At 69.8% G+C, this 24,068-nt stretch carries 24 protein-coding genes and 1 pseudogene; 7 read left to right on the forward strand and 18 right to left on the reverse strand.

Translation table 11 applies throughout. The features are described 5' to 3' along the window. Positions 1-10 precede the first annotated feature (10 nt). From mdcH to madL, 9 genes are all read right to left on the reverse strand, one after another. Positions 11-943: a malonate decarboxylase subunit epsilon gene (mdcH, locus tag BCR55_RS01750; protein WP_065494080.1), complete on the reverse strand. Its 933-nt coding sequence runs from the start codon at positions 941-943 to the stop codon at positions 11-13. After that, on the reverse strand, positions 940-1,809 hold the full coding sequence (gene mdcB, locus BCR55_RS01755; protein ID WP_065494081.1) for a triphosphoribosyl-dephospho-CoA synthase MdcB: 870 nt from the start codon (positions 1,807-1,809) through the stop codon (positions 940-942). Before mdcB ends, mdcH begins: the two co-directional genes overlap by 4 nt. After that, the gene (mdcG, locus tag BCR55_RS01760) at positions 1,806-2,474 is read right to left on the reverse strand and encodes a malonate decarboxylase holo-[acyl-carrier-protein] synthase (protein WP_065494082.1); all 669 of its coding nucleotides are present in this window, start codon (positions 2,472-2,474) and stop codon (positions 1,806-1,808) included. Before mdcG ends, mdcB begins: the two co-directional genes overlap by 4 nt. Then, the gene (gene mdcE, locus BCR55_RS01765) at positions 2,461-3,168 is read right to left on the reverse strand and encodes a biotin-independent malonate decarboxylase subunit gamma (protein WP_006408683.1); all 708 of its coding nucleotides are present in this window, start codon (positions 3,166-3,168) and stop codon (positions 2,461-2,463) included. Before mdcE ends, mdcG begins: the two co-directional genes overlap by 14 nt. Then, positions 3,155-4,090, reverse strand: coding sequence for a biotin-independent malonate decarboxylase subunit beta (locus tag BCR55_RS01770; RefSeq protein WP_065494083.1), 936 nt, complete (start codon positions 4,088-4,090; stop codon positions 3,155-3,157). Before BCR55_RS01770 ends, mdcE begins: the two co-directional genes overlap by 14 nt. After that, positions 4,087-4,401 carry a malonate decarboxylase acyl carrier protein gene (gene mdcC, locus BCR55_RS01775; RefSeq protein ID WP_065494084.1) on the reverse strand — a complete coding sequence of 105 codons (315 nt, stop codon included), beginning with the start codon at positions 4,399-4,401 and terminating at the stop codon, positions 4,087-4,089. Before mdcC ends, BCR55_RS01770 begins: the two co-directional genes overlap by 4 nt. Positions 4,402-4,411: 10 nt before the next feature. Next, positions 4,412-6,058, reverse strand: coding sequence for a malonate decarboxylase subunit alpha (gene mdcA / locus BCR55_RS01780; RefSeq protein WP_006401077.1), 1,647 nt, complete (start codon positions 6,056-6,058; stop codon positions 4,412-4,414). Between the two features lie 146 nt (positions 6,059-6,204). Then, entirely contained in the window at positions 6,205-6,972 is a 768-nt protein-coding gene (gene madM, locus BCR55_RS01785; protein ID WP_006407445.1) for a malonate transporter subunit MadM, read from the reverse strand. A gap of 11 nt (positions 6,973-6,983) precedes the next feature. Next, positions 6,984-7,379, reverse strand: coding sequence for a malonate transporter subunit MadL (madL, locus tag BCR55_RS01790; protein WP_006401079.1), 396 nt, complete (start codon positions 7,377-7,379; stop codon positions 6,984-6,986). Positions 7,380-7,705: 326 nt separating this feature from the next. Here madL and BCR55_RS01795 point away from each other — a divergent pair, with 326 nt between their 5' ends. Beyond that, on the forward strand, positions 7,706-8,554 hold the full coding sequence (locus BCR55_RS01795) for a LysR substrate-binding domain-containing protein (protein ID WP_006401080.1): 849 nt from the start codon (positions 7,706-7,708) through the stop codon (positions 8,552-8,554). Positions 8,555-8,633: 79 nt separating this feature from the next. On the opposite strand, the gene BCR55_RS01800 is transcribed toward BCR55_RS01795, so the two are convergent. Continuing rightward, a complete protein-coding gene (locus BCR55_RS01800; protein WP_006401081.1) occupies positions 8,634-9,551 on the reverse strand; it encodes a 3-hydroxyacyl-CoA dehydrogenase NAD-binding domain-containing protein in 918 nt (305 codons plus the stop codon). A 222-nt stretch (positions 9,552-9,773) separates the two neighbouring features. Here BCR55_RS01800 and BCR55_RS01805 point away from each other — a divergent pair, with 222 nt between their 5' ends. Together BCR55_RS01805 and BCR55_RS01810 are read left to right on the forward strand one after the other, a co-directional pair. Further along, complete coding sequence (locus BCR55_RS01805) at positions 9,774-10,214, forward strand: Hsp20/alpha crystallin family protein (protein ID WP_006401082.1); 441 nt, start codon at positions 9,774-9,776, stop codon at positions 10,212-10,214. Positions 10,215-10,230: 16 nt separating this feature from the next. Beyond that, positions 10,231-10,644, forward strand: coding sequence for an Hsp20/alpha crystallin family protein (locus tag BCR55_RS01810; RefSeq protein ID WP_065494085.1), 414 nt, complete (start codon positions 10,231-10,233; stop codon positions 10,642-10,644). 98 nt (positions 10,645-10,742) lie between these two features. Here BCR55_RS01810 and BCR55_RS01815 read toward each other — a convergent pair whose 3' ends face one another. Then, positions 10,743-11,009, reverse strand: a complete 267-nt coding sequence (locus BCR55_RS01815; RefSeq protein ID WP_065494086.1) for a zf-TFIIB domain-containing protein — start codon at positions 11,007-11,009, stop codon at positions 10,743-10,745. A 72-nt stretch (positions 11,010-11,081) separates the two neighbouring features. Further along, positions 11,082-11,849: a TerC family protein gene (locus BCR55_RS01820; protein WP_065494087.1), complete on the reverse strand. Its 768-nt coding sequence runs from the start codon at positions 11,847-11,849 to the stop codon at positions 11,082-11,084. A gap of 107 nt (positions 11,850-11,956) precedes the next feature. Between BCR55_RS01820 and BCR55_RS01825 the strand changes: the two genes are divergently transcribed. The 3 genes from BCR55_RS01825 to BCR55_RS01835 all read left to right on the forward strand — a co-directional run bounded on the left by BCR55_RS01825 (position 11,957) and on the right by BCR55_RS01835 (position 15,960). Beyond that, entirely contained in the window at positions 11,957-12,850 is an 894-nt protein-coding gene (locus BCR55_RS01825) for a LysR family transcriptional regulator (protein ID WP_006401086.1), read from the forward strand. A 150-nt stretch (positions 12,851-13,000) separates the two neighbouring features. Then, on the forward strand, positions 13,001-14,110 hold the full coding sequence (locus BCR55_RS01830) for a DUF2242 domain-containing protein (RefSeq protein WP_065494088.1): 1,110 nt from the start codon (positions 13,001-13,003) through the stop codon (positions 14,108-14,110). A gap of 644 nt (positions 14,111-14,754) precedes the next feature. Then, positions 14,755-15,960, forward strand: coding sequence for an MFS transporter (locus BCR55_RS01835; RefSeq protein ID WP_065494089.1), 1,206 nt, complete (start codon positions 14,755-14,757; stop codon positions 15,958-15,960). 161 nt (positions 15,961-16,121) lie between these two features. Here the strand turns inward: BCR55_RS01835 and BCR55_RS01840 are convergent, their stop codons facing one another. Genes BCR55_RS01840 through BCR55_RS01850 form a run of 3 tightly spaced genes read right to left on the reverse strand, consistent with a single transcriptional unit; the run spans position 16,122 to position 19,783 of the window. Beyond that, positions 16,122-17,144, reverse strand: a complete 1,023-nt coding sequence (locus BCR55_RS01840; RefSeq protein WP_059938747.1) for a histone deacetylase family protein — start codon at positions 17,142-17,144, stop codon at positions 16,122-16,124. 25 nt (positions 17,145-17,169) lie between these two features. Further along, on the reverse strand, positions 17,170-18,441 hold the full coding sequence (locus BCR55_RS01845) for a Zn-dependent hydrolase (protein WP_065494090.1): 1,272 nt from the start codon (positions 18,439-18,441) through the stop codon (positions 17,170-17,172). Between the two features lie 31 nt (positions 18,442-18,472). After that, a complete protein-coding gene (locus tag BCR55_RS01850; protein WP_006407452.1) occupies positions 18,473-19,783 on the reverse strand; it encodes an MFS transporter in 1,311 nt (436 codons plus the stop codon). Positions 19,784-19,979: 196 nt separating this feature from the next. Between BCR55_RS01850 and BCR55_RS01855 the strand changes: the two genes are divergently transcribed. After that, complete coding sequence (locus tag BCR55_RS01855; RefSeq protein WP_006401094.1) at positions 19,980-20,936, forward strand: LysR family transcriptional regulator; 957 nt, start codon at positions 19,980-19,982, stop codon at positions 20,934-20,936. 66 nt (positions 20,937-21,002) lie between these two features. On the opposite strand, the gene BCR55_RS01860 is transcribed toward BCR55_RS01855, so the two are convergent. The 3 genes and pseudogenes from BCR55_RS01860 to BCR55_RS33330 form a co-directional block, all read right to left on the reverse strand. Then, a complete protein-coding gene (locus BCR55_RS01860; protein WP_035948158.1) occupies positions 21,003-22,433 on the reverse strand; it encodes a cytosine permease in 1,431 nt (476 codons plus the stop codon). Positions 22,434-22,814: 381 nt separating this feature from the next. Further along, entirely contained in the window at positions 22,815-23,444 is a 630-nt protein-coding gene (locus BCR55_RS01870) for an NAD(P)H-binding protein (RefSeq protein WP_006411748.1), read from the reverse strand. 159 nt (positions 23,445-23,603) lie between these two features. Continuing rightward, a pseudogene (locus BCR55_RS33330) lies at positions 23,604-23,774 on the reverse strand (helix-turn-helix domain-containing protein); the annotation flags it as partial. Between the last annotated feature and the right edge of the window lie 294 nt (positions 23,775-24,068).

A 24,068-nucleotide genomic window follows, 5' to 3' on the forward strand; every position in this document is an offset into this window, starting at 1 on the left:
ACGCGCCCGATCAGTGCGCTGCGACGCGCGCGAGCCACTGCGCGACGCCGTCGATCGAGCGGAAATCGGCGAGGCTGCGCGTCGGCAGCGCCGGGTAGGCGCCGCTCGCCATGTCGGCGAGCGCGCGGCCCGGCCCCAGTTCGAGAAACGCGGTCGCGCCCGCTTCGACGCATGCGGCAAGACAGGCCGCCCACTCGACCGGCTCGGCGATCTGCCGGGCGAGCTTGTCGAGGCCCGCGTCGACGTCGAGCACCGATGCGCCGTCGATCCCCGAAAACAATCGCGTGCCGGCAAGCGGCCGCTGCACGCGCACGGCCGCGAGCGACGCGCGGAATGCGGGCACGGCGGCCGCCAGGCGCCGCGTGTGCGAAGCGATCCGCACGCAGACCGGCGCGACGCGCTGGGCGCCGTCGCGCGCCGCGTCCGCGGCGACCGCATCGACATCCGCCTGGCGGCCCGCGATCACGAACGCATCGCCCGGGTTCGCGATGGCGATCGCCGCCTCGCGCCCGTCGCACAGTGCGGCGAGCTGCGCACGCGACAAGCCGCGCACGAACGCCATGCGCTCGTCGCCGCCGCTCGCGGCGTCCATTGCACGTGCGCGCGCGTCCGCGAGATCGAGCGCGTCGTGCGGATCGAGGCTGCCGGCGACGCTCCACGATGCCACTTCGCCAACGCTGTAGCCGGCGACGCAGCGCCGACGCGGCCACAGCGCGTCGAGCAGCGCGGCCGCCGCGAGCGCCTGCACCGTACAGAGAATCTGCGCGGCGCGGTTCTCGCGCAACGCATCCGGCGCGGCCTCGCGCACCCACACGCGCGGATCGTCGCCGAGCAGCCGGCCCGCGTGGGCGAACAGCGCGTCGGCCTGCGGCGCGGCGCCCGTCAGCGCAAACATGTCGGCGCGCTGCGCGCCCTGCCCCGAGCAAAGGATCGCGAGCGTCATCGCGCGCCCTCGCCGGCGTCGAATGCATCGACGAAGAGACTCATCGCGAGCAGGTCGGCCGCGCCGCCGGGGCTCAGCCGTCGCGCGACGAACGCGCGATGCGCGGCCACCGCGTGCCGGCGCCAGTCACTCGCGCGCACACCACCGCGTGCGACGAACGCGCGCGCGGTCGCGCGGGCGAAATCGAGGCCGGCCTGGCCGCCGCGATGCAGCAGATTCGTGTCGTCGAGCGCGGCGATCAGTGCGAAGCACGCATCGACGCGCGCGGCCTCGGGATCGTCCGGCACGTCGCGTGCCGCGCGCCGTAGCGCAGGCAAGCCGATGCCGTACACGGTCGCAAAGCCGTCCGCGGCTTCGCGGCGCGCGCCGCCGACGCCGTAGCGGCGGCTCGCGCGTTCGCCGTGGCTGTCCGGCAGCCGCGGGCCGCCGAGTATGTCGGCGCCCCAGCGGCGCGCGACCCACGCGCCGAGCGTAGGCGCACCGGCCGCCCCGCCGTGCGCGCGGGCGCCGGCCGCCGCGCACAGCAGTCCGAGCCCGAAGATCGCGCCGCGATGCGTGTTGACGCCGCCCGTCGCGGCGAGCATCGCGTGCTCCGCGCGCAGGCCGATCTTGCGCAGCGCGGCCATCTCGGCATCGCGCGCGCCCGCGTCGGCCAGTTCCGCGAAGAACGGCCGTAGCACGGCCGCGCTGCGCGCGAACGTCGCGGCGTCCATATCCGAATGGCTGCCCGTATCGACGTGGCTGACGAGCCCCGGCTTCGGATAGGTTTCGATTTCGAGCACGAGGCTGCGCTCGGCGAGCGCCGCGATACGGTCGGCGTGCGACCAGGATGCGGCCCGCGCGCGGCAAACGACTGCGGCGCTCACCGCGCGTCTCCGGCAAACGCGGCCGCGGGCATCAGCTCGACGGCGATCGCCGTCTTCACCGCGACTTCGGGCAAGCGCGCCTGCAGTTCGCGCCAGTTGACGCCCGCGCCGTCGTCGCGCAGCAGTTCGCCGTCGATCCGCATCGGCGCGTGCGCGGCGATCGCCGCGAGCCCGTCGAGCAGCGGCGCGATGCACGACGCGGCCGGCAGCGGAAACAGCACGTCGAGATCCGACGATGCGCTCAGATACGAGTCGCCGGTCAGCGCCTGCCACGCGAGACTGCCGAACACGCGGCCCTGCACGCCGCAACGCGCGCCGAGCGCGTCGAGTGCGCGCAGCGTCAGCCGCCACGCGTGCGGCGCGGCCGCCAGCACGTCGGCAATCGCCGGCGGCGAGCCGGCCGTCGCGACTGCATTGTGCGCGACATTCAGCGCGATGCGGCGCTTGCCGGCAGCCGGCGGCAGCGGTATGCCGAGCGGCACGCGGCCGGCGGCCGCCTCGTCCGGCGACGCGCGGCGCACCACGAGCGGCCGCGCGCCGTCGGCCCACGCGCGCACGACGGGATCGGCGGCAAGCGCCGGATCGCGCGCGAAGGCCGTGCGCCAGCCGTCGGCCGTCAGCGTGACGAGCGTGTGGCGGCGCAGCGGTGCGTCAGCGTGCGGCACGCGCGAGCGCCTCGACGCGCGCGGCGACGTCGGCCGCGACCGGACGCCCGCGCGCCGCCCGGCGATCGACGCGGTCGGCCGGCTTGCCGAGCCATTCGGCCAGCTGCGCGTCCAGCGCGCGCGCCGGATCGAGCACCGCGTCGACGGCACCCATCTTCACGAGATTGTCGAGCCCCGGTGCGAACACGGCCGTCGACCGCGCCATCTCCTTCAGCACGTCGATCGGCAGCTTCGTCACGCGCGACATCGACGGCAGATCCATCACCTCCGGCTCGGCACCGGGTAGCGCAAGCAGCGTGCGCGTCGCGAGCGCGGTCGCGATGAAGGCGCCGGCGGCCGTATGGCCGTACAGCAGCCCGATCGTCCGATGTCCGGCCTGGTCCGCGACCATCAGACACTTCGCAAGATGCGCGAGCGCTTCGTTCAGGCCCAGCAATTCGTCGCGCTTGCTCATCCGCTGGCTGTCGCTGTCGACGAGCACGAGGATCGGCGTCGCGTCGCCGCGCTCGACCGTGTCGAGCACGCGCGCGGACAGCGCGAGCGCCTCGTCGATTCCGAACGGCAGGCGCTCGGCGACACCGATCACGTCGACGCGCGCGCCGCCGAGCAACGCGTGGCCGGTGAGCAGCCCGCGCTCGCGCGCGATGGCATGGCCGTGCGGAAACAGCGAATTCAAAACCTCATCGAGCGTCATGCTGCGGCTCCTGCAGTTGGTCGGCGAGCGTCGCGAACGCATCGTCCGGCATGCCGGGGATCGCCTCGGGCACGCGCGCGCCGAGCGCACGCCAGACGTCGAGCGCATCCTCGCAGGCGCCGAAGCGCGCGACGCGCGCGTCGAGGCGCGTCTGCTCGGCACGCAGCGTCGCGACATCGAGTTTCGGCGCGCGCTCGAGCAGCGCGAGCGCCGCCGCGCGAAACGCGGCCGGCGTGTCGGCGACGTAGCGCTCGGCCCCGCCGATCAGCCGCCGGTGCTTGCCGCCCATCGTGCGCCAGATCAGCGCGCGGTCCTTCGCGTCGAATTGCTCGACGCCGCGGTTGGTCTCGATCACTTCGGGGCCCGATACGCTAATGCGGCCCTGCTCCGACACCGCGAGCGCCGAGCAGCACGCGGCGAGCAGCCCGCCGCCGCCGTAGCAGCCGGCGCGGCCGCCGATCAGCCCGATCACCGGCACGCCGGCCACGCGCGCGTCGACAAGCGCGCGCATGATCTCGGCAATCGCGAGCTCGCCCGCGTTCGCTTCCTGCAGCCGCACGCCGCCCGTATCGAACAGGATCAGCACCGGCGTGCCGCTGTCGCGCGCGGCGCGCAGCAGGCCCGTGAGCTTGGCACCGTGCACTTCGCCGAACGCGCCGCCCATGAAGCGGCCCTCCTGCGCGGCGACGAACACCGGCTTGCCGTCGAGCCGGCCGCAGCCGACGATCATCCCGTCGTCGAACTGCTGCGGCAGGTCGAACAGCGGCAGATGCGGGCTCGTCACGCGCTCGGCCGGCCCGAGGAATTCGGTGAAGCTGCCGGCGTCGAGCAAGGCATCGACGCGCTGCCGCGCCGACGCCTCGTACCAGCTCGCCGCGTTCGCGACGAATGCGGGCGCGTCGTGGATCGCTTCGGTCATCACACCTCCCCTTCGATTGCGCGCACGGCCTGCGCGAGTCGCAGCGACACCATGTCGGGCCGCGCGCCGCCGTCGTTGATCGACAGCTTCAGGCCGCCCGGCGCGCGCCGTTCGACGAAATCCGACACGACGGCCTGCCACACCGCGCCGAAGCCGATCGCCGCGGTGCGGATGTCGATCTCGCATTCGTTGCCCGGCAGTACGCGCTCGACGAGCACCTCGAGATTGCCGGACGCGACGACGCCGACGAGCGCCATCGGCCGCTCGCCCTTCGCGCGCGCGCGTGCGGTGAACCGATAGTTCAACTGTTCCATGCGCTGTTCCTTACCAGTTGCGGAACCGGGCGGGCGGCGCGTACAGCCCGCCCGACCAGTGCACGAGATCCTTGATCGAGCGCGCGGCGAGCCAGCGACGGTCCGCGTCGAGCGGATCGATACCGAGATCCTCCGGCCGGCGGATCACGCCGCGCTCGCGCAGCCGCTCGACCATCCTGCGGTCGCGGCCGCGGCCGATTTCCGTGTAGCCGGCCACGCCGCGAATCGCTTGCTCGCGTTCGTCGCGGTCGCGGCACATCAGCAGGTTCGCGATGCCTTCCTCGGTGACGATGTGCGTGACGTCGTCGCCGTAGACCATGATCGGCGCCAGATCGAGCTGCAGCTTGTCCGCGAGCTTCAGCGCGTCGAGCTTTTCGACGAACATCGGCACGTTCTTGTCGCCGAAGGTCTCGCCGATCTGCACGACGAGCTTGCGCCCGCGCCGCAGCGCGGCCGGCGTATCGGGATCGGCTTCCGCGCCGGCCTTCAGCCACGGTTCGCTCGGATGACGCCGGCCGCGCGCGTCGCTGCCCATGTTCGGCGCACCGCCGAAGCCCGCGATCCGCTCCGCCGTGACCGTCGACGAATGGCCGGACAGATCGATCTGCAACGTCGAGCCGATGAACATGTCGCACGCATAGAGACCGGCCGTCTGACAGAACGCGCGGTTCGAGCGCAGCGAACCGTCCGGGCCCGTGAACCACACGTCGGAACGCGCGCGGATGTATTCATCCATCCCGACCTCGGAACCGAAGCAATGGATCTGCTCGACCCAGCCCGATTCGATCGCCGGAATCAGCGTCGGGTGCGGGTTGAGCGCCCAGTGCGTGCAGACCTTGCCCTTCAGCCCGAGCTTCGCGCCGTAGGTCGGCAGCAGCAGCTCGATCGCCGCGGTGTTGAAGCCGATGCCGTGGTTCAGGCGCTTGATGCCGTACGGCTCGTAGATGCCCTTGATCGCGAGCATCGCGGTCAGGATCTGCGTCTCGGTGATCGCGGCCGGATCGCGCGTGAACAGCGGCTCCACGTAGAACGGGCGGCCGGCCTCGACGACGAAATGCACGCGATCGCCGGGGATGTCGACGCGCGGCACCTTGTCGACGATGCGGTCCACCTGCGCGATCACGATGCCGTCCTTGAACGCGGTCGCTTCGACGACGGTCGGCGTGTCCTCGGTGTTCGGGCCCGTGTACAGGTTGCCGTCCGCATCCGCGCTGACCGCGGCGATCAACGCGACGTGCGGCGTGAGATCGATGAAGTAGCGGGCGAACAGCTCGAGATACGTGTGCACGGCACCGAGCGCGATCTTGCCGCCGAACAGCAGCTTGGCGATGCGCTGCGACTGCGGGCCCGAATATGCGAAGTCGAGCCGCTTCGCGATGCCGCGCTCGAACACGTCGAGATGCTCGGGCAGCACGACGCCCGACTGCACCATGTGCAGGTCGTGCACCTTCGCGCTGTCGACGTCGGCGAGCGCGGTCGCGAGCAGGTCGGCCTGCTTCTGGTTGTCGCCTTCGAGGCACACGCGATCGCCGGGCCGCAGCACCGCTTCGAGCAGCGCGACCGCGTCGCGCGCATCGACGCGCTTGCCGCGCGCGAACGCCGCGCCGGCCGCAATGCGCGCATCGCGCGCCTGCCGCGCGTGATTCCATCCCGTCATGAACAGTTCTCCTGCTTCGATGGTTCTGCGGCATTCTAAGCCTCGCGGCGCCGCCGATTGATGATGTTGGGCAATGCGACTCAGAGGGCGCCGCGATGGATGCGCGCCGGCGCGTCGCACACGCGAGCGGCCCGCATCCGCGGCAGTCACGCGCCGACCAGCGCGCGCGTCGTGAAGAACAGCAGCGACGGCCCGAGCAGGCAGCCGACGCCCGTATGGAACGTCGCGACGAGCGCGCCGTACGGCACGAGCCGCCGGTCGGTCGCCGCGAGCCCGGCGCTGACGCCGCTGACGGTGCCGGCCAGGCCGCCGAAAATCATCGCCGAGCGCGGCGTCTTCAGGCCCATGAAGTTGGCCGCGACCGGCGTGCCGACCATCACGATGATCGCCTTGACGAGCCCGGTCGCGATGCTGAGCGCAATCACGTCGGAACTCGCGCCGATCGCCGCGCCCGTGACGGGCCCCACGATGTACGTGACGGCGCCCGCGCCGATCGTCGTCATGCTGACCGCATCGGTATAGCCGAACGCGCGCGCGACGCACGCGCCGACGATGAACGGCAGCACGGTGCCGAGCAGCAGCGACACGACGCCGACGAGCCCCGCCTTGCGCGCCTCGGTCGGCTGCACTTCGAACGCGGTCGCGACGATCGCGAAATCGCGCAGCATCGCGCCGCCCATCAGGCCGATGCCGGCGAACAGCGGCACGTCGGCCAGCCCCTTCTCGCCGCCGGTCAGCGCGCCGCCGACATAGGCGAGCGCGAGCCCGATCACGATCGCGATCGCGGAGCCGTGCACGCGGCCGAACGTGAGCTTGCGCGACGCGATCGACGACAGCCACATGATCAGGCCGACGAGCGCGAACGACGCGACGAGCCCGTTATGGGCCACCACCTTTTCGAGCATCTGCAGCATCGCGGCCTCCATCACTGTTCGTCGAGTTGCGGCACACCGGCGAACGCGGTGTCGTCGCGTCCGGTGCGGGCGAGTACCGCGATGCAGCATGCGCAGATCGCGACGGCGCCGACCGCCGCGAGCAGCGCGACGGGGCCGCCCTTCAGCGCGGCGACGACGTTCTGGTTCGCCGCCATCGCGACGACGACCGGGATGTACATCGCGCCCCAGAAACCGACGCCCGCCTCGGTTTCCTTCGGCAGCCAGCCGCGCCGGTGCAGCCAGAGCCGCAGGCAGATCAGCAGCAGCATCGCGATGCCGACGCCGCCGACGTTGGTTTTCACGCCGATCGCGGCGCCCAGCAGATCGCCGAGAAACAGCCCGGCCAGATGGCAGAACGCCAGCAGCGCGGTTCCGTAGATGATCATGAGTCGTCTCCAAGTCTCTTCGTGACGGCGCCGGAACGCTCGCGGGAACCGATCGCCGCACGCCGATCCGTGCGGAAGCCGTCTCCTGCGGCGGTGCGCCGCGGCCCGGTGCGCCGTCGTGCGGACGCGTTCTCGGGCGGTCGATGGGATGATGCGGTTTCGGGCCGGACGCCGGATGCCGTAGACTGACCGAGGCAGCCGGCGGCGCGACGCGGGTTGCGCGTCCGGGCGTCCGCCATGCGGGCCGACCGGCGCGTGAATCGATACTAGCGCCGCAAAATCCGGCCATTTATGAAGTTGTCGAAACCGATTCAGTGGATTTAGCAATGCGTCCATTACCGCCCGAGCTGCTGCGCAGCTTCGTCGCCGTCGCGCAGTCCGGCAGCTTTACCGCCGCGTCCGAGCGCGTGAGCCTGTCGCAGTCGACCGTGAGCCAGCACATCCGCCGACTCGAGGAGCTGCTCGACCGGCCGCTGTTCGAGCGCGACACGCGCAACGTGCGCCTGTCGCAGCACGGCGATGCGCTGCTGCGCTACGCGGTGCGGATTCTCGAGCTGATGGACGAGGCCGTTACGTCGGTGTGCGGGCCGCCGCTGTCGGGCAAGGTGCGGCTCGCCATGTCGGAGGATTTCGCGTCCGCGCATCTGACGGCCGCGCTCGCGAGTTTCGTGCAGCGCAACCCGGACGTCGAGCTCGCGATCGCGACGGGGCTGTCCGGCGACCTGTTCGATGCGCTCGACGAAGGTCGGCACGATCTCGTGTTCGCGAAGCGGATCGCGGGCAGCCGGCGCGGCCGCGTGATCCGCAGCGAACCGCTGTACTGGTGCACGGGCCCCGATTCGCGGATCACCGGCCACGAGACCGTGCTGCCGCTCGCGCTGCATCCGGAGCCGAGCGTGTCGCGCCGCCGCGTGCTCGAATCGCTCGAAGCGGTCGGGCGGCCGTACCGGATCGCGGTCGTCAGCAGCAGCATCGCGGTGTTGCGCGCGGCCGCGAGCGCGGGGCTCGGCGTCAGCGCGTTCGCCGGCTACGTGATTCCCGCCGGGCTCGCGCGGCTCGATGCGGGGCTGCCGGAACTCGGCGAGCTCGAATACGTGATCGACCGGCCGGCGGCTGCGTCGCGCTCGACGCTCGCGCTGGAAGCGACGCTGATCGCGGCCGCCGCGCAGTTGTAGCGGGCGGTGTCGCATGGCCGCCGTCGCACGGCGGCCGTCGTGCGATCGGCAAGGACGCGGCACGCGCGCCGCTTCGCCGTTACGGCAGGAAACTGCGGCGCCGCGCGTCGATCAGCTCGACGAGCAGCCGGTCGCGCTCGGCGGCCAGCGCCTGCATCGAGCGGTCGCCCTGGATCGCGCGCAACGCGTCGATCAGCTTGCGATCGACCTCCGGATCGAACGACGGCGTGCCGAGGTCGTTCCACCAGCTCGTCATCGGGCCCGACAGATGCTCGAGAAAATGCGCGATCCCGCCCGCGCCGCCGCCGAGGTGATAGGTCAGGCACTGCCCCATCAGCGCCCAGCGCAGCCCGGGGCCCCACGCGACGGCCTTGTCCGCGTCGGCGACGCTCACCACGCCTTCTCCGACGAGGTGATACACCTCGCGAAACAGCGCCGCCGCGAGCCGGTTCGCGACGTGCCCGGCCATCTCCTTGTTCAGCACGATCGTGACCTTGCCGAGCGCATCGTAGAACGCCTTCGCGCGTTCGATCACGGCCGCGTCGGTCGCCTCGCCGCCGACCAGCTCGACGAGCGGAATCAGATGCGGCGGATTGAACGGATGCGCGATCAGGCAGCGTTCCGGATGCTGCTCGCACGCGGTCTGGATATCCGACATCTTGAGTCCCGACGAGCTCGACGCGATCGGCACGTGCGCGGGCAGCACGTCGTCCATCTGGCGGTACAGCGCGCGCTTGAGGTCGAGCCGCTCGGGGCCGTTTTCCTGCACGAAATCGACGCCGTCGAGCGCGCGCACGAGATCGGCGTCGAACGCGAGCCGTGCGCACGCCGCGTCGGCGTCGTCGCCGAGAAACGCGGCCAGCGATTCGCGCAGCCGCGCGTCGGCCTGCGGCGCGGGATCGGTCGCGACGACGTCGAAGCCCTTCGCCAGATAGAAAGCCGTCCAGCTCGCGCCGATCACGCCGGTGCCGACGATCGCGATGCGTTGAATGTCCATGTGCGTCCCGTCTCCATGATCCGTTGATGGCGAGGCGATTGTCGCATCGAAACGGGCGCGCGCGCCGCCCTTGAAATGCGCCGCGCGGCCACTAATTACGCGTTACGCCGCAGCCGCGCCCCGCGCGCTGCCCGTTTCGACCCGGCGGAAGCAGCCGGTCGCGGCCGATGCCGCACCGCTGCGTCTCCCGCGTATGGAGCAATCGAGTTCCGGAGGACCATCATGAGCGGTATCCATTTCGGCAACGACCTGTTCGACGAATTCGCGCGCATGCAGCGGCAGATGGCGAGCCTGTTCGGCGAGCTTCCGTCCGCGATCCGCGCGGTGCGGCCGAACGTCTTTCCCGCGCTGAACATCGGCGCGACCGACGATGCGATCGAGATCGTCGCGTTCGCGCCCGGCATGGCAGCCGGCGATTTCGACGTGTCGATCGACAAGGAACTGCTGACGATCAGCGGCGAGCGCAAGCCCGCGCCGCGCGGCGAAGGCGACGACGTGCGCACCTACGCGCAGGAGCGCTTTCACGGCACGTTCCGGCGCGTCGTCGAGCTGCCGCAGAACGCCGATCCCGACAACGTCACCGCGCGCTACGAAAACGGCTGCCTGCTGATCCGCGTCGGTCGCCGCGAAGCCTCGAAGCCGCGTGCGATCACTGTTCAGTAATCCGGAGGACCCTGCGATGAACACGAATCAGACCCTCACCGAACGCGATCCGGACACCACGCCGACGGCGGCCGCCGAAGCGGCCGGACGCCGGCCGGCCGTCGTACCGGCCGTCGACATCGCCGAAGACAGCCAGCGTGTGACGCTCTGGGCCGACCTGCCCGGCGTGCCGCGCGAGAACCTCGACGTGAAGGTGCATGACAACACGCTGACGATCGAGGCCGAAGCACGCATCGATACGCCGACCGAACTGCGCGTGCGGCACGTCGAAGTGCGCGCGCCGCGCTTTGCGCGCAGTTTCGTGCTGAGCCCCGATCTCGACACGTCGAAGATCGACGCGAGCCTGCGCGACGGCGTACTGACGCTGACGATCCCGCGCCGCGAAGAAGCGCGGCCGCGCCGGATCGACGTGATCGCCGGCGACGCGTAAGCGATCGCGCGCCGCGTCGCGGCGCACAAGATGAAAGCCCCGCCGGCGTTCGTCTCCGGCGGGGCTTTTTGTCGGCGCGAGATTCGCGTACGCAACCGTCAGTCGAAATCGAACAAATCGAACACCGACTTGCGGCGGCGCCGATCGTCATGCCTGCGCCGATCGTCGTACGCGCGGCCGTCGTCGCGGCGATCATCGCGTGCTTCGTACCGCGGCGGCGGCGCGTCGCCCCTGTCGCGCGCAATCAGCTTGTCGAGCTCGCCGCGATCGAGCCACACGCCGCGGCAATTGGGACAGTAATCGATCTCGATCGACTGGCGCTCGGCCATCAGCAGATCGGGGGTTTTGCAGACCGGACATTTCATCGTCGTGCCCTCCTTGCGGCAACGGTGAACGACCCGCCGCGCGACGCGTGCCGCCGTGGCGGCACACTGCGCTCAGCGGCCTTCGACATGTGCTTCGACACGTGCCGCGCGCTTCGCCTTCGCGCGGCGCGCGAGCATGTTCATCCCTTCGACGAAGGCGGAAAACGCCATCGCCGCGTAGATGTAACCCTTCGGCACGTGCGAGCCGAACCCTTCGGCGATCAGCGTCATCCCGATCACGACGAGGAACGACAGCGCGAGCATCACGATGGTCGGGTTGCGGTCGATGAAGTGCGCGAGCGGCTGCGCGGCGAACAGCATCACGGTCACCGCGGCAATCACGGCGATAAACATGATCGGCACGTGCTCGGTCATGCCGATGGCGGTCACGATGCTGTCGATCGAGAACACGATGTCGAGCATCAGGATCTGCCCGACCGCGGCCCACATCGTCAGGCCGGCCGTCCCACCCGACGCGTGCGCCTCGCCGCCGTCGTGCGACACGTGGTGGTGGATCTCGGTCGTCGCCTTCCATACGAGGAACAGGCCGCCCGACAGCAGAATCATGTCGCGCCACGAAAACGCGTGATCGAAGAGCGTGAATACCGGCTCGGTCAGCCGCGCGATCCACGCGACGGTGCCGAGCAGTGCGAGCCGCATCACGAGCGCGAGGCCGATCCCGAGCCGCTGCGTGCGTGCGCGCTGCGCCTCCGGCAGCTTGTTGCTGAGAATCGAAATGAAGATCAGGTTGTCGATGCCGAGCACGATCTCCATCACGACGAGCGTCAGAAGCGCTGCCCAGACGGCAGGATCGGCGGCAAGCGTCAGCAGGGTGTCCATGAAAACGGGCCCATGAAAGTGGAAAGTGCCGATCATACTGCGCGACACACTTCGTAAAAATCAGCGAGAATCTGATTTTTGGTTCGGTTTTTACGAAGTTTCGACCGATGCTGAATTTCCGCCATCTCTACTACTTCTGGGTCGTCGTGAAGGAAGGCGGCTTCGCGCGCGCGGCCGAACGGCTCGACATGGCCGTGCAGACCATCAGCGCGCAGGTGCGCGAGCTCGAGAAATCGCTCGGCCATGCGTTGCTGCGCCCGGCCGGGCGCGGCGTCGCGATGACCGATGCCGGGCAGGCCGCCTATGCACGCGCGGAAGCGATCTTCGAGATGGGCCGGCTGATTCCGGACGAAGTGCGCGCGGCGGCGAGCCAGCCGACCGTGCGACTCGCGGTGGGCCTCGCGGATGGTATCTCGAAGCTCGCCGCGCACGCTGTGCTGGCGCCGGTGCTCGACACGCCGACGTTGCGGCTGCTATGCCACGACGGCGAGCACGACGCACTGCTCGCCGAACTCGCGCTGCACCATCTGGATCTCGTGCTCGCCGGCCAGGGTGCGCCGTCCGGATCGAACCTGCGCGTGACGAGCGAGCGGCTCGTCGCGTCGCCGGTCGACTGGTATGGCCCCGCGGCGCTCGTCACGCCCGCGGCGCGCCAGCGCTTTCCGCACACGCTCGCCGAGCTGCCGGTGCTGCTGCCCACCGCGCATTCGGCGCTGCGCGCACGGCTCGACCGCTGGTTCGAGGCGGAGCGGATCGTGCCGCGCGTGGTGGGCGAATTCGAGGACAGCGCACTGATGGCCGTGTTCGCGGCGCGCGGGCTCGGCGTGTTTCCGCTCAGCGAACTGGGCGCGAACGATGCGACGCTGCTGCGCGGGCTGCGGCGGCTCGGGCGCGCCGGCGACGTGACCGAGGAGATTCACGCGATCCGCTCGCGGCGCGGCGAGCATCATCCGCTGACGGCGCGCCTGCTCGCCTCCGCGCGTCCGGCGCCGGACCGCTGAAACGAGCGCGACGTCAAACGAAACTATAATGACGCCCCGGCCATACGCGATTGCCGCGCCTGCGACCCGGCCCCGCCGTTGCGCGACGGCCTTCGCGCGCCGCGCCGGCCCCCTGCGCGCGGCATCTCGCCGAGCCTTTTGAAAGACGCCATGCACAACCGATTCCGCCTGTTTCCCGTTTCGTGCGCGCTCGCGGCCGCGGCCGTGCTCGCGGCGTGCTCGTCGCCGCCCAAACCGATCTACCAGCAGGAACAATTCGACGCGACGAGCAGCCCGTATGCGCACACGTTCCATGCGAATTCCGACGCCACCTGCGAAGCCGCGCGGCGCGCGCTGCTGAGCCAGGGCTATGTCGTGTCGTCGTCGCGTAACGACGCGGTCGACGGCAGCAAGAATTTCCAGCCGAGCAACGACATGCACGTCGTGATCGAGTTTCACGTCGTCTGCGCCGACGCGAACGCGGACGGCTCGTCGAGCATCGCGTACGTGAACGCGGTACAGGATCGCTACACGCTGAAGAAGTCGAATACGTCGGCCAGCGTCGGGCTCAGCGTGTTCGGCTCGCTGTCGCTGCCGATCGGCTCGAGCGACGACGCGCTCGTGAAGACCGCGAGCGAGACGATTCCGGCCGGCGTGTTCTACGAGCGCTTCTTCAATCTCGTCGAGCATTTCCTGAAGGTCGATCCCGCGCGCCGTGACCGTGCGGCCGTGAAGGCGGCCGAAAAGGAAGCCGTCACGCCGCTGCCCGAACCGGCGCCGACGCCGCAAGGCGAGCCGATGAAGATGACGACGCCGATCGTGCCGACGCCGCCTGCCGCGCCGGTGCCGCTGTCGACGCCGACCGCCGCGCCTGCGGCCGGGGCAGCGGCCGTGTCGACCGCGCCGGCCGTGATCGCGCCGGCGGCAATGGGTGCGGCCGCGTCGGCAGCGGCGCCCGTGTCGGCGCCCGGCCATGCGGCGCCCGCGGCAACGCCGGGCGCGGCTTCGGCGCCTGCTTCGGTGTCGCCGTCCGGTGCGGCGCCTGCGCCGGCGTCGGCGCCGGCCGGCGCTTCTGCGACGGCGCCCGCTTCTTCGAAGGCGGCGCCGGCGCCCGCCGCGTCGACGCCGGCCGTTTCGACGCCGTCATCGGCAGCACCTGCTGCTGCGCCCGGCACTGCACGCAACGACGCGTCGCAGACACCGGCCGTCAACGCACCGGCCGCCGACAGCCCCGCCGTCGCATCGGCGCCGTCGGGCGCCAGCGCGCCTGGCGCGCACTGAGCGGCCCGGCCGAAAGCCGCCGCCTCGCCGGCCCGCACCGCGGGCGGACATTGCCGCCAGGCCATTCGTCCGACGGAAGGCGCTGCGTGGCGGTCTGCCCGCGCCCGGCCGTAACGCCGGCGCGCGGCTCATCCAAATTCCAATCCCCATCCCAATTCGATTGCGCCCGGACCGGCTCGCCGTTGGGACGCTTCGTCGGCGCGCGCCCGTGTGCGGCCACGGACCCGGCGTGAGCTCGTACGGCCGCGCGATGCTGCTGCCCCGCGCCGCTGTCACGCCGCCCGCCCGCGCGCTGGCCGCACGCGCTATTCGGATGACGAATTGGCACCAAAAACGGCCGTTTAACGACATTTCAAATCGTTACGTCGCGAAATATACTGCGCGCGCATCCACCCTCGTGCCAAAGAGAGGATGCCTTTCCTCCCTGGTCACGGTCCCCCTGTGGCCGGGGTTTTTTTTGTCCGCGCCGGCGCGCCGACGCCCGTCCCGCGCCCGCGCGGCAGCGGCGGTGCGCCGCCATTCTTGATATCGATTCAAGAGAGTTTCGTCCCGATACGGCTTTTTCCGCAAAAGTCGGACGAGCACAATGCAGGCTGTCCGCAACGGCGCCGTTCCGTTGCCCATTGCTTACAGGAGTACATCGCTTGACCGCCACGACTTCCCCTGCTTCCCGCCCCGGCGGCAGCGCCGCGCTGCCGCTGCTGGCGCTCGCCGCCGGCGCGTTCGGCATCGGCACGACCGAGTTCTCGCCGATGGGCTTGCTGCCCGTGATCGCCGACGGCGTGCACGTGTCGATTCCGCAGGCCGGCATGCTGATCAGCGCATACGCGATCGGCGTGATGGCCGGCGCGCCGCTGATGACGCTGCTGCTCGCGCGCCGCCCGCGCCGTTCGGCACTGATCGCGCTGATGACGATCTTCACGATCGGCAACCTGCTGTCTGCCGTCGCACCGAATTACACGACGCTGCTGCTCGCGCGCCTCGTCACGAGCCTGAACCACGGCGCGTTCTTCGGGCTCGGCTCGGTGGTCGCCGCGAGCCTCGTGCCGCGCGACAAGCAGGCCAGCGCGGTCGCGACGATGTTCATGGGTCTGACGATCGCGAACGTCGGCGGCGTGCCGGCCGCGACGTGGCTCGGCCACATCATCGGCTGGCGGATGTCGTTCGCGGCGACGGCCGCGCTCGGCCTGATCGCGATTGCGGGCCTGTTCGCCGCGCTGCCGAAAGGCGAAGCCGGCAAGATGCCCGATCTGCGGGCCGAGCTGGCCGTGTTGACGCGTCCCGTCGTGCTCGGCGCGCTCGCGACCACGGTGCTCGGCGCCGGCGCGATGTTTACGCTGTACACGTACGTCGCACCGACGCTCGAGCATCTGAGCGGCGCGACACCCGGCTTCGTGACCGCGATGCTCGTGCTGATCGGCGTCGGCTTCTCGATCGGCAACGTCGCGGGCGGCCGCCTCGCGGACCGCTCGCTCGACGGCAGCCTGATCGGTTTCCTGCTGCTGTTGATCGTGTCGATGGCCGCGTTTCCGCTGCTCGCCGCGACGCATGCAGGCGCCGCCGCGACGCTGCTCGTGTGGGGCATCGCGACGTTCGCGGTCGTGCCGCCGCTGCAGATGCGCGTGATGCGCGCCGCCGCCGAGGCGCCCGGCCTCGCATCGGCCGTCAACATCGGCGCGTTCAATCTCGGCAATGCGCTCGGCGCTGCCGCCGGCGGCGCCGCGATTTCGGCCGGGTTCGGCTATGCGGCGGTGCCGCTCGTCGGCGGGCTGATCGCCGCGGCCGGTCTTGCGCTCGTCGTGCTGCAGCGGATGCAGCGCCGCCCCGCGCCGGCCGTCGCGGGGTCTTGACGCCGGCACCGTCGAGCGTCGCGGCGAACCCGCACGCATCGGCGTCGCATCGCGCGGTGCCGAATTCGATCAGGCGCACCAACGCACACGGGCCGGTCATCCGGCCCATGTCGCGTCGTCATCGGCCCGGCGCCTGCTTCGCGCACCGGCCGCCGGCACGCTCAGCGCGCCGCGCCGAAGCCGCCGAAGAACGCGCGCGCGTTCGCGTCGAGGCTGTCGAGGTGATAGCCGCCTTCCTGCACGATCACGGTCGGCAGACCGAGCGCGCCGATCGCGCTGCCGAGCCGGCCGAAGCCGTCGGTCGTCACCGCGACCTGCGACTGCGGATCGTCCTTGTAGATGTCGAAGCCGAGCGCGAGCACGAGCGCGTCGGGCTCGAAGCGCGCGAGCGCGCGCAACGCGTCGTCGAGGCGCTCGAAGAACACCGCCTCCGGCGAACCGTGCGGCATCGGCAGGTTCAGGTTGTAGCCCGCGCCGGCGCCGGCGCCCGTTTCGTCTTCGTAGCCGGCGACGACCGGATAGAAGTCGGTCGGATCGCCGTGAATCGACACGTACAGCACGTCGTCGCGACCGTAGAAGATTTCCTGCACGCCCTGCCCGTGATGCATGTCGGTGTCGAGGATCGCGACGCGCCGATGGCGGCCGAGCAGCGCCTGCGCGGCGATCGCCGCGTTGTTCAGATAGCAGAAGCCGCCCGCCGCATCGGGGCGCGCGTGATGGCCGGGCGGCCGGCACAGCGCATACGCGTCGCGCGCGCCGTCGTTCACGTCGGCCGCAGCCGCGAGCGCGCTCTGCGCGGACCAGTAGGCGGCACGCCACGTGTTCGCACCGATCGGGCAGCTGCCGTCCGCGAGATAGCGCGCGGCTTTCGCGAGCACGCCGCGCAGCGGATTCGGATCGCGCACGAAGATGTTCGACATCACTTCGTCGCCCCAGTCGTCGGGCATCTTCTTCCAGTCGCGGTGCGCGTCCTCGAGAAAGCGCAGGTAGTTCATGTCGTGCACGGCCGCGATCGGTGCCGTGCCACGGTCGGCCGGCTCGCGCACGTCGAAGTCGAGTGCACGCACAGCGGCGACCAGGCGCGCCGCGCGCTCCGGCACTTCCTGCGGCGCCCGCATCTGCCCGCGCGACAGATACGTGCGCGGATGGTGCAGCAATTGCTCGGGATGGAAATACGTCTTCATCTATCGTCCTCGTCGGAATGCATCGTCATACGCGCGGCGCGGCTGTTGCCGTGTCCACACGCGCCGCGACGCCCGCCCGCGCGAGCACCGCGTGAAGCAGCACGTTCGTGCCGCGCGTCACGTCGTCCGGCAGCGCATCTTCGGCTTCGTTGTGCGACAGGCCGTCGACGCACGGAATGAACACCATCGCAGTCGGCACGCTGCGCGCCAGCACGATTGCGTCGTGCCCGGCGCCGCTGACGATTCGCTCGCTGCGATAGCCGAACGCGTCCGCGGCCTGCGCGACGAGTTCGACGCACGCGCGATCGAACGGCGTCGCCGGGCTGCGCCAGCAAGTCCCGATCGCCACCTGCACGCCGCGCGCGGCCGCCACGCGTGCCGCTGCATCGCGCAGCGCGCGCTCCATCGCATCGACTTCGGCATCGTCGTGATGACGCAGATCGACGGTAAAGGTCAGCTCGCCCGCAATCGTGTTGCGCGAGGCGTTGCGAACGGCGACCTGGCCGATCGTCGCGAGGCCGCGCGGCGCATAGCCGGCGACGATCCGCTCCAGATCGAGCGCGATCTGCGCGGCCGCGAAATAGGCGTCGCGACGGTACGGCATCGGCGTCGTGCCCGCATGCGCGGCTACACCCGTGACCGTCACGTCGAGCCAGCGAATCGCCTGGCCGCCGGTCACGATCCCGATCGTCGTGCCGTTCGCCTCGAGCACGGGCCCCTGCTCGATATGCGCTTCGAAATAGGCGTCGACCGCGCCGCCCGTGCGCCGCGTGCCGCGATAGCCGCAGGCGTCGAGCGCATCGCCGAGCGAGACGCCGTCGGCATCGCGCGTCGCAAGCGCATCGGCAAGCGGCAGCGCACCGGTGAACACGGCCGAGCCGAGCATCGCCGGCGCGAAGCGTGCACCCTCCTCGTTCGTCCAGGACACGATCTCGAGCGGCTTGTTCGTCACGACGCCTGCAGCGTTCAGCGTGCGCACGAGTTCGAGCGCGGCCAGCACGCCGTACACGCCGTCGAAGCGCCCGCCTTCGGGCTGCGTGTCGAGATGGCTGCCGATCAGCACCGGCGCCGCGTGCGCGTCTGCGCCGTCGCGCCGCGCGAACAGGTTGCCGACTTCGTCGACGCTGACCGTCATGCCCGCGTCGCGGCACCACTGCGCGAACAGGTCACGCCCGCGCCGGTCGTCTTCGGTGAGCGCAAGCCGGCGCACGCCGCCGCGAGGTGTCGCGCCGATGCGCGCCATGTCCGTCAGGCTGCGCCACAGGCGGTCGCCGTCGATTTTCAACAGGTCTTTCATATGCACTCCGGATAAAACCGTGAATCGGTGCTCAGTGCGTGCCGAGCGCTTCGGCGCCGGCCGGCTGCGCCGCGCGGCGCGCATCGAGCGCGACGATGCAGAGCAGCGAGATGCCGGACAGGCACGTGTAGAACACCGCGAGCGGCCACCACTGGCCCGCGAAGCGGTGCGCGAGCCACGTGCCGACGAGCGGCGTCAGGCCGCCCGCGAGCGCGCCGCAGATCTGGTACGCGAGCGAGATCGCCGAATAGCGCACGTGCGCGGGAAACACGCCGCTGACGAAGCCCGCGATCACCGAATAGAAGCCCGACATGCAGACGACCGCGATCGCGATGCCCGTCACGAGCGACACCGACGTGCCGCCCTGCACGAGCATGAACATCGGATACGGCGACAGCATCGCGAGCGCGGCCGCGAGCTTCAGGAAGCGCGCGCCGCCGATACGCTCGGCAATCCACGCGGAAATCGGCTGGCCGACGAACTGGATGATCGCGACCGCGAACAGGCTGTCGAGAATCAGCGACCGCGACACGCCGACGTACTGCGTGGTGTACGCGATCATGAACGTGTTCGTGAAATAGACGCCCGCGATCCCGATCGTGTTCGCGCCGATGCAGAGCAGCACGAGCCCCCATGCGGACCGGAACACTTCGGCCACCGGCAGCTTCACCGTGCGGTTCGCTTCCTTCACGCGCGCGAACTCGGGCGATTCGTTCACGCCGAGCCGGATCAGGATGCCGACGATCAGCAGCACCGCGCTTGCGAGAAACGGCAGGCGCCAGCCCCATGCGAGGAAATCGGCCTTGTCCATCGACGTGACCGCGCGAAACGCGAGCAGCGACAGGATCAGGCCGGCCGGGCTGCCGAGCTGCGCGAACGACGCGAAGAACGTGCGGCGGCCCTGCGGCGCGTGTTCGCCCGCCATCAGCACCGCGCCGCCCCACTCGCCGCCGACCGCGATGCCCTGCACGATGCGCAGCACGACGAGCAGCACCGGCGCGAGCATGCCGACCGTCGCGTAGTCGGGCAGCAACCCGACGCAGACGGTCGCGACGCCCATCATCATCAGCGTCGTCATCAGCGCCTTCTTGCGGCCGATGCGATCGCCCAGATGGCCGAATACGATGCCGCCGAGCGGGCGTGCGAAAAAGCCGACCGCGAACGTCGCGAACGACGCCATCGTGCTGACGAAGCGGTCGTGCGACGGGAAGTACAGCTCGCCGAACACGAGTGCAGCGGCGGTCGCGTAGATGTAGAAGTCGTACCACTCGATCATCGTGCCGATGAACGCGGCCGTCGCGGCGCGGCCCGGCTGACGGGCGGAAGGAAGAGACTGGGTCATGCGGGGCTCCTGTCGCGCGCCGGGCCGCTCGGCAACGGCACGCAATATGGTGATGGCGACCGTCTGTCGCGGCCTCGGGCCGCACGCTGCGGCACGCCTCCTTTATCGGCCGCCGCAATTCATTAGTCAAATTTCAAGTTATTATTCGGCGTATAAATTCAGCTAATACACGGCACACCTGCCGTCCGGAGACCCGATGCGCGCCGATCTCGCTCCCTTCCTCAACGACCGTCTCGACTGGAACCTGTTGCGTACCTATCTGGTGATCATGCAGGAGCGCAGCGTGAGTCGCGCGGCCGCGCGGCTGCACGTGACGCAGCCCGCGGTGAGCCAGGCGTTGCGCCGGCTCGAGGACACGCTCGAGCGGCGGCTGATCGAGCGGCGCGGCGCGCACTTCGCGCCGACGCCGGCCGGCGAAGCCGTCTACCGGATCGCGAGCGACATCTACGGCGGCATCTCGCGCCTCGAAACGGAGCTCGACGACAGCACGGCCGACCTCACCGGCTCGATCCGGCTGTTGACCGTGAGCCGCATCGAGTCGCCCGTCTACGACGAATTCCTCGCGGATTTCCATCGCGCGTATCCGCGCGTCGATCTGCAGATCGAAGTGATGCGCTCGTCGGACATCCTGTCGTCGCTGCTGCAGAAGACCGCGACGGCCGGGCTCGGCCTGTGCCGCACGCCGCACGACAAGCTCGAGATGCGCTGCTTCCTGCGCCAGCGCTATGCGATCTACTGCGGTCGCCATCATCGTCTGTTCGGGCAGACGCAGTTGCGGATGGAAGACCTGCTCGCCGAGAACTTCGTGTCGTTTACGAGCGACCAGATCGGCGACAGCCTGTCGCCCCTCACGGTATTTCGCGATCAGAAGGGCTTCACCGGACGCATCGTCGCGTCGTCGCCGAGCCTCGAGGAAGTGCGGCGGCTGATCTTCGCCGGCTACGGCATCGGCTGCCTGCCCGAGCATATCGTGCGCGACGACATCGCCCAGCAGCGGCTGTGGCGGCTGCCGCCCGACGAAGGGCTCGTCGACGTCGACGTGTTCCTGCTGTGGCATCGCGACCGCAAGATGAATGCGGCCGAGCTGGCGTTTCTCGAGGCGATGGAGCGCTGCATGCAGCGCTATTCGCTCGCGCAGCGGCTCGGGAAATAGCGCCGCGGGCGCGACGCGCGCGCTATAGGCGCCCAAGCCGGACGCATGCCGGCCCGATGCGCGCCGTCAGGGCTGCGCTTCGCCGCGCTCGAGCGGCAAGATCAGGCGTTCGGGAATGCTGCGACGCGACCCGCGCGCGCCGACGTAATACAGCACGGCCGGCACGACGAGGCCGAGAATCCACGAGATGTCGGTGCCGCCGAGCGCGTCGACGAGCGGGCCCGTATAGACGTGCGTCGACATGAAGGGCAGCTGCACGAGAATGCCGATCACGTAGATCGCGATCGCCATCGCGTTCCAGCGGCCGTAGCGGCCGTCCGGGTCGGAGAGCGCCGGCACGTCGTAGCGCGAACGCGTGAAGCAGTAGTAGTCGACGAGATTGATCGCGCTCCACGGCGTGAAGAACGCGAGCAGGAACAGGATGAAGGCCGTGAATTCCTTCAGGAACGAATGGCGACCGGCCAGCGCGATCAGCGTCGAGACGCAGATCATCCCGAAGATGTACAGCAGCCGGCTGCGCGACGACACCGCGCCCTTGCCGCGAAAGCCGCTGACGATCGTCGCCATCGACATGAAGCTGCCGTACGCGTTGAGCGCCGTCACCGTGACCTTGCCGAACGCGATGCTGAAATACAGCAGCGCGGCCACGGCGCCCGTCGAACCGAGGCCGACGATGTACGCGACTTCGTGGTGCGCGAAGCCGCTGCCGGCCAGCGCCGCCGCGAACACGCCGAACACCATGGCCGCCTGCGCGCCGATCACGGAGCCGAGGCCCACCGCGAAGAACGTGCCGAGCGACGACGTCGAGCGCGGCAGATAGCGCGAGTAGTCGGCGACGTACGGGCCGAACGCGATCTGCCACGATGCGGACAGCGACATCGACAGCAGGAAGCTCGCGAGCGTGAAATGCCGGTTCGCGAGCAGCGCGCCGATGTCGTGGTTCGCGAACAGCTGCGCGAACATGTAGACGAACGCGACGATGCCGATCACGCTCGCGATCCGGCCGACGAAGTGGATCGCGCGATAGCCGCACACCGTCAGCACGACGATCACCGCCGCGAACAGCAGGATGCCGGCCGCGTCGTCCACGTGCAGCAACTGCGCGACCGCCTGCCCCGCGAGCACGGAGCCGCTCGCGGAAAAACCGATGTACATCAGGCACACGAGCACGATCGGGATCATCGCGCCGTACACGCCGAACTGGACGCGGCTCGAAATCATTTGCGGCAGCCCGAGTTGCGGGCCTTGCGCGCCGTGCAGCGCCATCACCGCGCCGCCGATCAGCTGCCCGAGCAGCAGCGCGATCAGCGACCAGAACACGTCGCCGCCGAGCACGACCGCGAGCGCGCCCGTGACGATCGCGGTGATCTGCATGTTCGCCGACAGCCACAACGTGAACTGGCTCAGCAAGCCGCCGTGACGTTCGGCGTCGGGAATGAAATCGATCGAGCGGACTTCGATCAAGCCGCCGGCGTTTCCAGTGGGATGCGTTGACACGGGCAAATCTCCAGATGACTCGGGACGACAAATGGTTCGAACGGACGCGGAACGTGTCGAGCCGTCGGTTCGGCGCTTCGACGCGGGCGCCGTGGATCGCCGAGCGGCGCCATGCACGCGCGATGGGCGCGACGAGCACGGTGACGCGCACGCGGCGCGACGCGGGTAGGCATTGCCAGCGCATGATCTTGTATATACAACTTGTCTGATATCCGGAAATACCCGTCTTTCGCCGCTTTTTTAGGCGTGTAGATGGGTCGGCACGCGAGTCGCAGCGTGATGCAAGGTGACGTATGGAAACCGAAAGGAGGCGGCGGCATCGTCATCGACAGGCGACGATCGGCGGCGCCCTTCATCGTTCGTCCACCGTTCGTTCGCCGCTCAGATCAGCCGGTCCGACGCGACGACATGCACGCCCGGCCGCGCGTCGAGCGCGGCATCGAGCAGCGCGCGTGCAATGCGCGGCGCGGGATTCACGCGCCACTTCGGCGGCAGCAGCGCGCCCGCGATCCTCAGTGCGAACTGCAACGCGCGCTCCCCGAGCCGGAACTCGTCGCGGCTACCGCCGATCAGCCCGGGACGCACGTACGTCAGCGACGCGAAACCGACGTCCGCGAGCGAGCGCTCTACTTCGCCCTTCACGCGACTGTAGAAAACGCGCGACGCCGGATCCGCGCCGAGCGCGGAATTCAGTACGTAGGTCGGCGTGCCGTGCCGATGCGCGAGGCGGGCCACCGCGAGCGGATAGTCGTGATCGACGCGCCGGAATGCCGCTTGCGATCCGGCGATGCGCATCGTCGTGCCCAGCGTGCAGATCACGGCGTCGGCACGCCGCCAATCCGCGTCGGCCGGCAGCTGCTCGAAGTCGACCGTCACCGCCTGCAGCTTCGGATGCGGTGACAACGGACGGCGCGCGATGACGACGATGCGCGCGACGCGCGGATCGGCGAGCGCCGCATCGAGGACGTGGCGTCCGACCAGACCGGTCGCGCCGACAAGCAGCAGTTTCATGTTCGATCGCTCCGTTGGATGACGTTGCGCTGATCGCTGATGTCCAGCGCTGCAGTGTACGGCCGTGCCGCGCCGCCACAAACCCGCGCTACGAACCGCCGCCCTTTGCCGCGACATGCTCGGCGCCACGCCCGTCCAGCGCTTGTACGCCTGCGAGAACGATGACATGTCGCTGAACCCCAGTTCCTGCGCAATCTCCTTGATCGACAGCCCCCCCTCGGCAACGAGCGCCTGCGCGCGCGCCTTGCGGACCGCATTCGAAATGTCGCGAAAGCACGCGCCCTCTTCCTGCAGCCGGCGCTTGAGCGTGCGCTCGCTCGTGTTGAGCAGCGCCCACTATCCGCTGGAACAGCCGGGGTTGTCGCAGATGGTTAATGCGATCGATGCGTTCTATCGGGAGGTGACGGCAAGCGCGGATGGTGCGCGGACGCTGCCGTAAGGGCGGTGTGGGCGGACAAACGAAAACCCCGCGAGGGACGCCTGTGACGTCATAGCCCGATTCACAGCGGAACTGAAACTAGGATTTCAGCCCGCGCCATTCGAGCATCGGAAGCATCAGCCCGTTTGGCGGCAATCTCACCCAGACGAGCATATGCAACACCGGGCTTGCGATGTCTCCGTGTC

The organism is Burkholderia sp. CCA53, assembly GCF_001685525.1.
GTDB classification, from domain to species: Bacteria; Pseudomonadota; Gammaproteobacteria; order Burkholderiales; family Burkholderiaceae; genus Burkholderia; species Burkholderia multivorans.

Excerpts from the sequence above, each read along its gene's own strand:
- mdcH (WP_065494080.1), bottom strand. The coding sequence starts at position 943 with ATGACGCTCGCGATCCTTTGCTCGGGGCAGGGCGCGCAGCGCGCCGAC.
- mdcE (WP_006408683.1), bottom strand. The coding sequence starts at position 3,168 with ATGACGCTCGATGAGGTTTTGAATTCGCTGTTTCCGCACGGCCATGCC.
- mdcC (WP_065494084.1), bottom strand. The coding sequence starts at position 4,401 with ATGGAACAGTTGAACTATCGGTTCACCGCACGCGCGCGCGCGAAGGGC.
- mdcA (WP_006401077.1), bottom strand. The coding sequence starts at position 6,058 with ATGACGGGATGGAATCACGCGCGGCAGGCGCGCGATGCGCGCATTGCG.
- madM (WP_006407445.1), bottom strand. The coding sequence starts at position 6,972 with ATGCTGCAGATGCTCGAAAAGGTGGTGGCCCATAACGGGCTCGTCGCG.
- madL (WP_006401079.1), bottom strand. The coding sequence starts at position 7,379 with ATGATCATCTACGGAACCGCGCTGCTGGCGTTCTGCCATCTGGCCGGG.
- BCR55_RS01795 (WP_006401080.1), top strand. The coding sequence starts at position 7,706 with ATGCGTCCATTACCGCCCGAGCTGCTGCGCAGCTTCGTCGCCGTCGCG.
- BCR55_RS01800 (WP_006401081.1), bottom strand. The coding sequence starts at position 9,551 with ATGGACATTCAACGCATCGCGATCGTCGGCACCGGCGTGATCGGCGCG.
- BCR55_RS01805 (WP_006401082.1), top strand. The coding sequence starts at position 9,774 with ATGAGCGGTATCCATTTCGGCAACGACCTGTTCGACGAATTCGCGCGC.
- BCR55_RS01810 (WP_065494085.1), top strand. The coding sequence starts at position 10,231 with ATGAACACGAATCAGACCCTCACCGAACGCGATCCGGACACCACGCCG.
- BCR55_RS01815 (WP_065494086.1), bottom strand. The coding sequence starts at position 11,009 with ATGAAATGTCCGGTCTGCAAAACCCCCGATCTGCTGATGGCCGAGCGC.
- BCR55_RS01820 (WP_065494087.1), bottom strand. The coding sequence starts at position 11,849 with ATGGACACCCTGCTGACGCTTGCCGCCGATCCTGCCGTCTGGGCAGCG.
- BCR55_RS01825 (WP_006401086.1), top strand. The coding sequence starts at position 11,957 with ATGCTGAATTTCCGCCATCTCTACTACTTCTGGGTCGTCGTGAAGGAA.
- BCR55_RS01830 (WP_065494088.1), top strand. The coding sequence starts at position 13,001 with ATGCACAACCGATTCCGCCTGTTTCCCGTTTCGTGCGCGCTCGCGGCC.
- BCR55_RS01840 (WP_059938747.1), bottom strand. The coding sequence starts at position 17,144 with ATGAAGACGTATTTCCATCCCGAGCAATTGCTGCACCATCCGCGCACG.
- BCR55_RS01845 (WP_065494090.1), bottom strand. The coding sequence starts at position 18,441 with ATGAAAGACCTGTTGAAAATCGACGGCGACCGCCTGTGGCGCAGCCTG.
- BCR55_RS01850 (WP_006407452.1), bottom strand. The coding sequence starts at position 19,783 with ATGACCCAGTCTCTTCCTTCCGCCCGTCAGCCGGGCCGCGCCGCGACG.
- BCR55_RS01855 (WP_006401094.1), top strand. The coding sequence starts at position 19,980 with ATGCGCGCCGATCTCGCTCCCTTCCTCAACGACCGTCTCGACTGGAAC.
- BCR55_RS01870 (WP_006411748.1), bottom strand. The coding sequence starts at position 23,444 with ATGAAACTGCTGCTTGTCGGCGCGACCGGTCTGGTCGGACGCCACGTC.